7 protein-coding genes, 1 tRNA gene and 1 rRNA gene are annotated in these 10,519 nt (G+C 52.1%); 4 read left to right on the forward strand and 5 right to left on the reverse strand.

Annotation, left to right across the window (positions count from 1 at the left end; genetic code table 11):
* Positions 1-229: 229 nt before the first annotated feature.
* From DHN12_RS19640 to DHN12_RS19650, 3 genes are all read right to left on the reverse strand, one after another.
* Entirely contained in the window at positions 230-1,513 is a 1,284-nt protein-coding gene (locus tag DHN12_RS19640) for a serine hydrolase (RefSeq protein ID WP_108861697.1), read from the reverse strand.
* Between the two features lie 622 nt (positions 1,514-2,135).
* Entirely contained in the window at positions 2,136-3,392 is a 1,257-nt protein-coding gene (gene gntH / locus DHN12_RS19645) for a guanitoxin biosynthesis MBL fold metallo-hydrolase GntH (RefSeq protein ID WP_108861698.1), read from the reverse strand.
* A gap of 302 nt (positions 3,393-3,694) precedes the next feature.
* Complete coding sequence (locus DHN12_RS19650; RefSeq protein ID WP_058272152.1) at positions 3,695-4,273, reverse strand: TetR/AcrR family transcriptional regulator; 579 nt, start codon at positions 4,271-4,273, stop codon at positions 3,695-3,697.
* A 111-nt stretch (positions 4,274-4,384) separates the two neighbouring features.
* On the opposite strand from DHN12_RS19650, the gene gntH (DHN12_RS19655) reads away from it, so the two are divergent.
* The 4 genes from gntH (DHN12_RS19655) (at position 4,385) to DHN12_RS19670 (ending at position 9,576) form a co-directional block, all read left to right on the forward strand.
* Positions 4,385-5,713 (forward strand): guanitoxin biosynthesis MBL fold metallo-hydrolase GntH, encoded by a 1,329-nt coding sequence (gene gntH / locus DHN12_RS19655; protein WP_108861699.1) that lies wholly within the window; start codon positions 4,385-4,387, stop codon positions 5,711-5,713.
* A gap of 69 nt (positions 5,714-5,782) precedes the next feature.
* Complete coding sequence (locus tag DHN12_RS19660; protein ID WP_159090085.1) at positions 5,783-6,592, forward strand: hypothetical protein; 810 nt, start codon at positions 5,783-5,785, stop codon at positions 6,590-6,592.
* Positions 6,543-8,312 carry a hypothetical protein gene (locus DHN12_RS19665; protein WP_159090086.1) on the forward strand — a complete coding sequence of 590 codons (1,770 nt, stop codon included), beginning with the start codon at positions 6,543-6,545 and terminating at the stop codon, positions 8,310-8,312. The genes DHN12_RS19660 and DHN12_RS19665 overlap by 50 nt, the downstream gene beginning before the upstream one ends.
* A gap of 55 nt (positions 8,313-8,367) precedes the next feature.
* Positions 8,368-9,576, forward strand: coding sequence for a HupE/UreJ family protein (locus DHN12_RS19670; protein ID WP_159090087.1), 1,209 nt, complete (start codon positions 8,368-8,370; stop codon positions 9,574-9,576).
* Between the two features lie 543 nt (positions 9,577-10,119).
* Here the strand turns inward: DHN12_RS19670 and DHN12_RS19675 are convergent.
* Positions 10,120-10,196, reverse strand: a tRNA-Met gene (locus DHN12_RS19675).
* Positions 10,197-10,325: 129 nt separating this feature from the next.
* A 5S ribosomal RNA gene (gene rrf / locus DHN12_RS19680) occupies positions 10,326-10,440 on the reverse strand.
* Positions 10,441-10,519: the final 79 nt, after the last annotated feature.

The raw sequence follows: 10,519 nt of genomic DNA on the forward strand, positions 1-10,519 counted from the left end.
CGTAATAGCGCCCCTTGGGGCGCTATTACGTTGCAATCATGTAGTATTTTTGGTTGCGGGAGGACGCAACCGCTGTTGTCGAACGCAGTTAAAATGCGTGATTAAAGCGTATTCTTTCTGAAAGCAGACGTTCCTCTCAAAACACTTGTATGACCGCTTAGAGCCCGAAGCGGGCTTTCGAAATGTCATCTTGCTTATGTCGAGAAGAAGGCAAAAGCAGTTTACACGGCTACTTCTCGAACGAGCGTGCAATAGCGTCCATAGCGGCCCAGCCGAGAGCGATGTTTTCTTTGTCCGCGCTAACCGGAAGCGATGAGAACTTAACAATTGCTGACCGTGTCGTGGGATTAATCCATATGTGCTGGCCGTTAACCCCCACAGCGAAGAACGAACCGTGGTCGTCCTTGGTTACATACCACTGATTTCTGTAGAAGCCGTCGGGCCAAATACTCGAGTAGCTTGTCGGTTGCCAAGCTGCGTTGTTGCCATTGAAGCGGATATCGTCAATCCACCCAGACGGTACGATCTGGCGACCATTGTAGAAACCGTCGTCCAATACCATTTGCGAGAACCTCGCAAGGTCACGCAGAGTGAGAACAAAGCCGCCGTTCGCGGCAGCAGCACCCTTGTAGTCGACCGTGATTTGCCCATCATGGTCAGCTCCAAGTTGAGACCAGATCGCGGCACTCATGTAGTCCGCAAAGCGCTGCCCGGAGGCTCTTTCAATTAGCCAACCGAGAACATCTGTGTTGATCGATGCATAGTGAAACTGCTGTCCGTGCGGTCGCGAGGCGTCCTTTGCTATAGTAGTGGCAAACGCGTAGACCCCTTCTTGGGCCATGGGCGCGCTTTCACCTCGCCAGGCTGTCGTGGCTTCGTGTGCAACAACCTCTGCGTCAGGGTCGGCGTAGTCCTCGCTGAAGACGATAGCGGTCGTCATATCAAGAACTTGCCGCACCGTCGCATCGCCGAAACCCGGAGCGCCCTCCATCTCAGGGATATAGTCAGTTACCAACGCCGTCGGGTTCAGACGGCCGTCATTCACTAGTATTCCTGCCAGCGTGCCGGTAACGGACTTGGACACGGACATCAAAAGGTGCCGCGTGTTAGGGGTCATTCCATTGAAGTACTTTTCAAAGACGATATCGCCGTCTTGCATGACCAAGAAGCCATCGGTGTACGTCCGGACCAGCATGTCAGCGACGGTCATCGGTTGACCATCTAACCCGTCAAACTGAAGATCTGAGAGATCTTGCAGAGCGAGCGCCAACGGCGCGGCTGGTCCCGACCCACGGCTGATATTTGCTACGTGCAGGAACTCACTGATGTGTTGGAACGCCCAGCGATTGTCCGGACCTTTGTCCCAAGCAGAGATGTCGATGGTCCGATTTGGAGGGGTGTCTTGCATGATCCCCATCTCGGCCGAGGTCATGGGGCGTCCTTCTACCATGTTGTCCTGCGCAAACGCGGCACCAGCAAATGCCATGGCACAAATGTAGCAGATTACTTTCATTGCGATCTCCCGTACTTTCTTGGAGTTTACGCCGAAAACCCAATATCACCAAAATGCGCGAATGTGACGGTCTGCATTGTCCGCGTAGCAGTCGTTCATGCCGAGTGCGGCGAATGACTGCTCCGAGCCCAGCGCGGTCATCGGTTTGGAAGTCTCGCTTGATGGCGCAGCAAATGACCGATTTCAGCCTGAGAAGATCTCTTCCCGATACGCGATTAATGCCCTAGCACAACCAAAAGGGGGGCACGTCATTTAAAAGAAAAAGGCCGGCGCAAACGCGCCGGCCAGTCCAACAGGGAGAAGGCAGAGTTGACCTCTGCATTGCGCAGTTCACCACAGGGATTTGGCGTTAGTTGGACCGCATTATGGATTATTGTGCGGTTGTGGCTTCTTTGCCGACACATCAAAATACTAATCTTCAAACGGTGGCAGCTCTGTCCGCATTGCAGTCGTTCGCGGCAACTTGATTCAAAGTCTGCTTTGCGGACGTTGGATTGCCGCGGGTCCGATGGCAACTTCCAGCCCCCAGCAGGCATTCGCAACTGGACTTTGCAAATACCAATAAGCGGACAAGGCGGCCCTATAAAACCTAGGCAATAGACCAGCGTGGAGTTTTTGTGTGCTATTCCTTGAACGGTAGGCTCGTATAAGCCCCTACCTCATCGTTTCCAGAGCGCTCGTTGAAAGCTTCGATCATGTCGTTTGTGGCTTCAGCGGCTCCAAGGTCCATACTCTCTAGATCGAATTCAGAAAACGGGAATTCCGCTGCCGAGTCCGGTGGTTGCTTCGCCATCTGAACTGGTGCTGGGAAAGATTCTTCATTGGGTACACCTTGGCGGGTGCGGATTTCGTCTTTCGTCACGTTCCATGTCATGAAGTCAGCCGCCAAGTCCAACGGGCCACTATATGTCTCCCGAATTGCCGAATAGACGGCCAGAGCAATGTCATGATCGTTTTGGAAGTGATAGCAGACCGCCAATCGCGGCTCCGTTTCAGACATGATCTTCCCAAATGCTTGTGCGGCAGTATGCCCTTGCGATCCCACAAAAATGGCCTCTGACGGTTCAAATCCGTATTTCTCAATCATAAACTCCGGAGGAGTAAAGCACTCGTGGATGGCAAGATCCGCACCGTCCGCGTGCTCTCTCCACCAGCGCGTCGGAAGTGTGTCGGAAGAAAAGGCAAATTTGAGGTCATTCCATTCCAGTAGAAAACTTACAGCCTGTTCACCGTGAATTGCTGGTAGTGTTCTGACCTGAACTCCGTTTTCGTCAAAAATGACGTTGTTCACAGCTTTCCAATCAAATTCGTTCACTTCTAGTTGCAGTCCACGTGGATCTACGGCCGCTCCCCGAGTTGCTTCTTCCCACGCCCACATTTTCATCATGTGATCCGCCCACGCCTTGGTGCCCCATTCGGGCTTTATCCCTTCGGGTCCCCAAAGACGAACAGGCGTCAGTCGGTTATTCACAGGGCCAGTGAAATAGAACGCCGGAAAGTCGCCTGCATGATCGAGGTGCAAGTGACCCAAGAAAACCTTGTCCAACTGGTCCAAAGGAATTCCAAGGGCCATGATCCGTTCATATGATCCTTCACCCATGTCGAAGATGAATTTTTCACCATTGCCCAACTCGACTAAAAAACACGCAGCAGCTTGTTTCAGACGTGGTTGAGGCATTCCGGTTCCACAGGCGATGACCCGCATTTCATCAGGACCAAGGGTTTCAGTTCCAGGATAATAGACAGTTTGATTAGGGTATGGTTCGGTTCTTGACCATTCAGAAGGACCTTGGTCTTCCGCAATCAAAATGGTGGCCGAGGCCGCAAAAATCCCAGCGCTAAGTACCACTGTTCGAAAATAAGACTCCGAATGCATCATTGATAATCTCCCCCAACAAGGAACCTAGCAAAATAATCATTTGCGCGGATTCGACTCATGAAAGGATCGCAATTTCAGAATGCATCTGGCAACACCTATATTGAAATTCAAATTTTACGGCGGGATGGACAACCATTTGCCAATTCCTGCTGTCGGCTCAAAGTAATCATTCTTTGCGATGTGCGGATAGGCTACTGGCAGCCCAAAGCGGACCACTGGACTCAACCCCAAGGGCAAAAAATGTACATTCTACTCACTGGAATGCCTACTAGCAGAGCGTACAAAACAATTTGCCTTCCCGATTACTTTTCAGTCGGCAGTCCGCTTGTTAAAAGGTCAATTTGTAAATTGATTAATTCTCTGCGGCGCTCTTTGGATACGCCCTTGAAGGTCGTGTGCTCCCAAGTGTGATAGCCAACAAAGAGCATAGCCCGCATCTCCAAGTCATCGCCCTCAAACCCGAGTTCGGAAAATGCGCGTCTTATGAAATCGAGGCGAGCCTCTGTAACTCTTTGCACAATTTCCGCAATTTTTTCTTCCTTTTCGGCAGCATGTCGAATGGCTAAGTCGTGCCTTGCTAAGTCGAAGCGAAGAATAGCCTTTGATGCTTCTGTTAAGCGATCTTTAGGATCGAGCGAGAGAAGATTACGGTCTTGAGTTAGGTTTGCCGTAAGATCTTCAGCCCAGTATTCTAGCAGCTCATCCAGCAGTGCCTGACGATTGCCAAAGTGCCAGTAGAATCCGCTTTTTGCGACCTTTAGGCGTTTGGATAACTTCTCGATTGTTAAGTCCGCAAGACTGCCTTCCCCCATCATCTCAAGAGCAGCTTCAAGCCAGTCTTTCCTTGAGAACCCTCGCGAAACTTTTTTTAAATCTGACATAGGTCACTCTCAACCATACGGCATCGGCTAGACGATATCGTACAGTTATGCTAACTTTTTTCCGTATAACTTGGTACACACAATTCTGTTGCCAATTTTGGGGGGTGAAAAATGAAGACGCAACATGCAATAATTCTCGGTGTTCTGGTTGGCGGTTTAAGTGTAGCTTTGTTGAGCGCCCTGCAACATGAAACTTCACAAAATGTCGGGATCTTCGGCACCGCCCAAGCGCAGGAAACCGGTAAGGATGAACTGGAAGTGTCACCAACAATGGTGCGTAACCGGCCACGCGATGTCTATTACCCCAACTCCGAAGATTTGACCGCGGACGAAATGCGGGTCATCGCCTGCGGAACGGGTATGCCGACAACGCGCGCAGCGCAGGCCGCGGCGTGCTTCCTTGTGGAGCTTGGCAACGGCGACAAGTTCCTCTTTGACATCGGCTCTGGATCGGCAGAGCGGATCTCATCACTGCAAATACCCTACAATTATCTCGACAAGGTATTCATCGGACACTTGCACACGGACCATTTCGGAGCTCTACACGACCTCTTCATTGGTGGCGCACTTATGGGGCGGAACGTTCCGCTGCGTGTATGGGGCCCAAGCGGGCCGGTCGAAGAACTGGGCACGGCATATGCGATGGAGCACATGCAAAAGATGCTGACCTGGGACCTGTCGGGCCGTGCAGGACTGATTGATTTCCGCGGATTCACCATGGAGGTGAACGAGTTCGACTATAGGGGCGAGAACGAAATCGTGTACGAAGAGAACGGTGTTGTGATCCGTTCTTTTCCAGCGATCCATTCGCTCGACGGTCCAGTCAGTTACTCATTGGAGTGGAACAATCTGAAGTTCGTCTTCAGTTCAGATTCTTACCCCAACAAGTGGTTCATCGAATACGCAAAGGACGCGGACATCGCTATCCACGAGTGCTTTGTGGCGGTACCTGATCTGGTTGCAAAGATGAATTTCACTCCCGAGTCCGCCTTGCTTGTCGGTACTCAGGTTCATACTGCGCCTGAAGCTTTTGGGAAGATTATGAACGAGGTGAAACCGCGCATTGCTGTTGCCTATCACTTCTTCAACGACTTCGACACAAGCACCAACGTCTATGAGCGCATTAGGCAGACCTACGACGGACCTCTGAGCCTTGCGGACGATTTCATGGTGTGGAACGTCACGAAGGATGAGATTACGGTGCGCATGGCGGTGACAGAGGAGCGCACTTGGGCACCCCCTTCGGCCGCTCCTGCTGAACTCCCCAATGACGAGGACCGCGTCGCGTACTCTGAAGAATCCGGGGTGCCCATCGAGGCAATGAGATATTCCGACTTCACAAACTCTGGTTTCTGGGACGTCGACGATGTGCTTCGCCCGATCTATGAGGAAGCTTCAGAGGTACTGGGTAAAGAATTTACCTATCCGGCTGACAATTGAACATTTGTTTGGGCCGGCGCAGCGCATTTGGGTGCGCCGGTCGCTTGCGTAATGGATCGGACCCGTAGCATGAATACCAGTTCGAAGATCATACGACACTTGTCCATGGCGATTGCAGTGGCATTCACGATTGGGCAATCCGTAAGTGCTCAATCTCTTGCCAGATCCGAGAGTGATGAAGGTGGTTGGCGGCACTCGATCACCCCTTATCTGTTCCTTCCGCTCAGCACCACGGGCACATCAACTATAGATGGAACAAGCGTCGATCTGGACCTGAGCCTGAGCGAGGTGCTGGACGTTCTGCAAGGTGCAGCTTCCGTACGCTACGAAGGCTGGAACGGCGACTTCGGGATCATTTCGGAGGTCTACTATATTAGGCTTGGCGAAGACGGAACCCTGCCAGGCGGACGGGTAGACGTCGATGTCGATGTCCGGCAAACCTTTTTCAATATTCAGGGAGCCTACCGGTTTGCGAACGGGGTCAATGCTTCGGGTCGACGCTATGCAGCAGACGCCGCTATTGGCGTTCAATGGAACCGGCTTAAGCAAGAGATCGACCTTTCGGGCCCCGGCCCAGGTATGACGTTGGGTGGGACAGAAGAATGGTTCGAGCCAATGATCGCACTTCGCTATATCATGGAAATCAACGACAAATGGAGTTTCGCCAGCCGTGCCGAACTGAGTGGTTTCGGCGTGAATGGCGATGACCTGCAATACTTGCTTTTGGCTGGCTTCGACTGGAAAGGTTGGGAGAACACGTCCCTGCGGTTTGGCTATCAGTTCTATGGAATTGACTTTTCCACTGACCGTTCGAGTGGGGAGTTTGCCTATGATGTGGACCAGAATGGAATCTATGCTGCTGTCGCGTTTCATTTCTAAGATTGGCGAATGCAGCAAGACATGGGTTTGGGTGGGCTCGTCGCTTGCGAGCCTTGCGTTTGGCGCAACCCAATCGATTGCTGATCTCGTCTCTCCCTATGGCGGTGAAACCGCCCCTAACTTTGTTGAGCTTTCGGTGCAGCCTGATCATGTGCGGGTGATCCTTGAGGTCGATCTGAGTGACTATCCCATATTTGTCATTCCAGATGACGGTACGGGTACGTCGCTGGCCGAGCGTACAGGTCAGAACTTTCAGGTTTGGGCAGACGACGAGGAACTCATCAGCACAACGAATACGGTTGATGTGCGACCCAGGATTTCCCGGCAAACAGCAGCGAGCGCTCAGTATCGACCACGACCGCGCAGCGAAAATGTCGTCTACGTGGACATGGAGTTTCCGTTTAATGGCAAGCCTGAACGGATCACGTTCATTCCTCCGTTAAGCACAGACGGGATTCCATTGGCTTCACTTGGCGTTGTGGCCGAGCACTTGGGTGTTCCGGTGACAGACTATCGTTACCTTTCTCAAGCTGAGACAATGCTGCCAGATTGGGATGATCCTTGGTTTAGCAAATTTGAGAACCCAAATCTCACCCGCCACCACAAGTCTCCGATGATGTCTTTCCTAGCCATGGAACCGCGTGTCGTCCGGCATGAGATCATTTTGCGTTTGACAGACTTCGAAACTTGGGCGGGTTTGGACTTTGAAGGCGCGGAGCGATTAACTCCAGATGATGTCGCCAGGATCAAGTCTGGCGTATCGGACTTTCTTGCGACTAGAAACCCGCTAGCCGTAGACGGCAAGCCGGTGAAACCGGAAACGGTACAGGTTTCACGTATCGAAGTTGGGGCCGAAGGCTTGCGTGTTCTTCCGGATGAAGCGGAGGCAGACCGAAAGACGATGCTATTGGGTGTTGTCCTTTCCTATCCGGTTGCAACCTTGCCGCACCGAGTCGATTTGGCATGGGAGCTTTTCCCAGATGGGCTGGATGTCATTCCGATAACCCTCTCCGATCCGGCAGGGGCGATCCCCTCGCAGATTTATGCATCCGATTCAGCTGTGAGTTGGAACAATCACCTGACAACTTGGAAAAACCCAAAAACGAGCCCGGTCGTCGTTAAAGTCGCGGGTGTTACACAGGTGCCATCGATTTCGTTCGGCTTGGGTTTTCTGTGTTTGGTATGCGCCTATTATTCGTTGCAGCGTACAAACGGTCAGCGTCTGATCTTGCTTGGCCTGACCGGAGCGTTCGGTGCCGCTGCGATTGTCACGTATTCGCTGAACAACTTGTCGACAACACCTGAGCCAAATGAGATTGCGACACGTCAAATCGTGGGAGGGCTGTTGACCAACATCGGAACCACGATGCTTGAGACGCGAGATGATAATGCCGTAGCGGCGATGGAGCCATATGTCGAAGCACTTAATCGCGACAAGGTTCAAGCGGAGATACATCGTGGCTTGTCAGTTACCTTGCCCTCTGGGGCCATGGCTCGTGTCGAAGCGATTTCAGACCTGAACGTCGAGAGCTTTGCGCCTGGCGAAGAAAGAAATCAGCATCAGGTTCTCGCCAATTGGACTGCCCGTGTAAGCGGCGGTCATTGGGGGCACGTACATAGGCAAACGGTTTCTTATCGCGGCTTGCTAGACGTTTCGCGGCATGGCGACCATTGGATGCTTGATGACCTGACGATTATCAGCGCCAAAACAGGAGGATAATTCTGTGTTTGTGGTTAGGTTGTTTTTTGCCACATTCTTTTTTGCAGTGATCTTTTTGACTGCTGACAGAGCAGAGGCGCATTTCAATCTAAACCAGAATGTCCGCATTCATCATGTGGCCCATTCGGAAGATGGCTTAGATGTCTATTTGCGCCTTCCGATGCCGTATTTGGTTGCGGAGCTCGTCGGTCCCGAAGGCCCGGACGGTTTGCCTGCACCGGCTCCGTACACATACAATCAGATCGAAAACAGTGTGCTGATGCACTACTTGGATCAGGTCGCATTTCACAAAAATCCAACCGGCCTGGCTCGTATTGCCGAAAAAGGCTTTGTGCTATCTATCGTCGGTCACCGACAAGCAGCAGAAATCGTTTCGATAAAACTACACCCGTTGGGGCAAGAACCTGGATTTGCCACGCTCAATGAGGCACGCGCGGCACTTACGCAAAGAGATGTGTTTCCAACAAGCGAGGAGATTTATGTTGGCGAGGTGATGGTTGACGTACATCTGCGCTTTATGACGGGAAAAGTTGGAGCATACAGTTTACACTACACTTCTGATCCGGGGCTTGCTGGACAAGAAGAAACGGCGAACCTGATCCTCGACTATAACGGGCAGGATGTTCGGACGTTTCGCGCGCGGGGCCTGATGCATACGCCGGTTGATGTTTCCGGATCAGCGACCGCAGCCGCTTCGACCTTCTTTCTTGAAGGTATTCGGCACATTTTGGAAGGTCCCGATCATGTTCTCTTTGTACTTTGCATGATCATCGGTGCTTTGAACTTGCACAGCCTTCTCGCCCGCGTCACAGGCTTTACCTTGGGCCACACGGTAACACTGATTTTAGGATTTTTTGGCTTCGCGCCGAGCGGAGAGTGGTTCATCCCAACTGTCGAGTTGGCAATAGCACTTTCAATAATCTACGCAGCTGCGATGGCGGTTTGGCCGCCAGAAAAAGGACACCGCGACCTGAAGGCTTTTGCCATCACATCCGGCATTGGGTTGCTGCACGGGTTTGGGTTCTCCTTCATGTTGCACCAGATTCTACGTGTTGATGCTCCGAACGTTTGGCACAGCTTGCTGGCCTTCAATGTTGGAGTTGAGGCTGGGCAAGTCATCATCGTTCTATTGATCTGGCCCTTGGTGTTGTTGCTGCGCAAACAACCAGGTCGCATCTGGGTCAACTCTCGCGCTGTCGTTGCTGCGTGCGCAAGTCTGGTCGCAATGGTTTGGGTAGTAGAACGGGCAGAGTTCTTTCTCTGATCCCGTAAATCAATGGGACATCTCTCGTTTTGGGTTTTCGATGATAGCCGTTTCAATTCCTGTCGCAGTCACAGAAGCGAAAATGCGGAATTCCAACCCCTGACTGATTGGTGTGAAAAATAGCGCAAAACAACTATGACTTATAGGAGGATATTGACTAGGAAATGCCTGCTTCGAACATCAGTTACTGATCGCAGCCTATTTTCCATCCCAGTTTGAAGGCGAAGATGGATGATCTCGAAGCCCGCAAGAAAGAGTTAGAAGCAGAACTGTCCGCTTCGCCTCAGGAGCGACCCGTTCTTTTGCATCCCGGTCTCGCAGATCTCTACAAAGAAAAGGTGGCCGACTTGAGCAATGCGTTGAACAACCCGTCCACGAAGACTGAAGCGACATCCATCATTCGAGGATTGTTGTCCGAGATTCGGCTGCTGCCGGTCGATGGCAAACTCTTGATTGAACTCGTTGGCGAACTGGCAGGATTGCTGGCGTTAGGGCAAACAAAAACGGCCTCGGAGCGATGTGCTTCGGGCCGTTCTGCGACGCTGGTTGCGGGAGTAGGATTTGAACCTACGACCTTCAGGTTATGAGCCTGACGAGCTACCGGGCTGCTCCATCCCGCGACAGTTTGCGTTGGCCTATTGCTTACGCTAGTTGAGGCCTTGCGTTGGTCTACCGCCTATTTGGCTAGTTGAGACCGGGTAGTGTTTTTTTGATCGTAAGAGAGAAGTTTGATTGGGGGATTTTTCTAGGTTTGGCGGTGACCTACTCTCCCGGGGCTTAAGCCCAAGTACCATTGGCGCGGCAGTGCTTAACTTCCGGGTTCGGGATGGGACCGGGTGTTTCACTTGCGCTATGACCACCAAACCGAGGAAAATCCCCGTCGCGGCTTTGCTTTGCAAAGAGGCGACGCGCGTTGCCGCACGGTTGTTGTTTCAATCAACAC

Source organism: Ruegeria sp. Alg231-54, from assembly GCF_900143525.1.
Taxonomy (GTDB): domain Bacteria; phylum Pseudomonadota; class Alphaproteobacteria; order Rhodobacterales; family Rhodobacteraceae; genus Ruegeria.

What these genes read in the sequence shown, in the direction of transcription:
- DHN12_RS19640 (WP_108861697.1), bottom strand. Translation starts at nt 1,513, where the DNA reads ATGAAAGTAATCTGCTACATTTGTGCCATGGCATTTGCTGGTGCCGCG.
- DHN12_RS19650 (WP_058272152.1), bottom strand. Translation starts at nt 4,273, where the DNA reads ATGTCAGATTTAAAAAAAGTTTCGCGAGGGTTCTCAAGGAAAGACTGG.
- DHN12_RS19665 (WP_159090086.1), top strand. Translation starts at nt 6,543, where the DNA reads ATGATGTGGACCAGAATGGAATCTATGCTGCTGTCGCGTTTCATTTCT.
- gntH (WP_108861699.1), top strand. Translation starts at nt 4,385, where the DNA reads ATGAAGACGCAACATGCAATAATTCTCGGTGTTCTGGTTGGCGGTTTA.
- DHN12_RS19660 (WP_159090085.1), top strand. Translation starts at nt 5,783, where the DNA reads ATGAATACCAGTTCGAAGATCATACGACACTTGTCCATGGCGATTGCA.
- gntH (WP_108861698.1), bottom strand. Translation starts at nt 3,392, where the DNA reads ATGATGCATTCGGAGTCTTATTTTCGAACAGTGGTACTTAGCGCTGGG.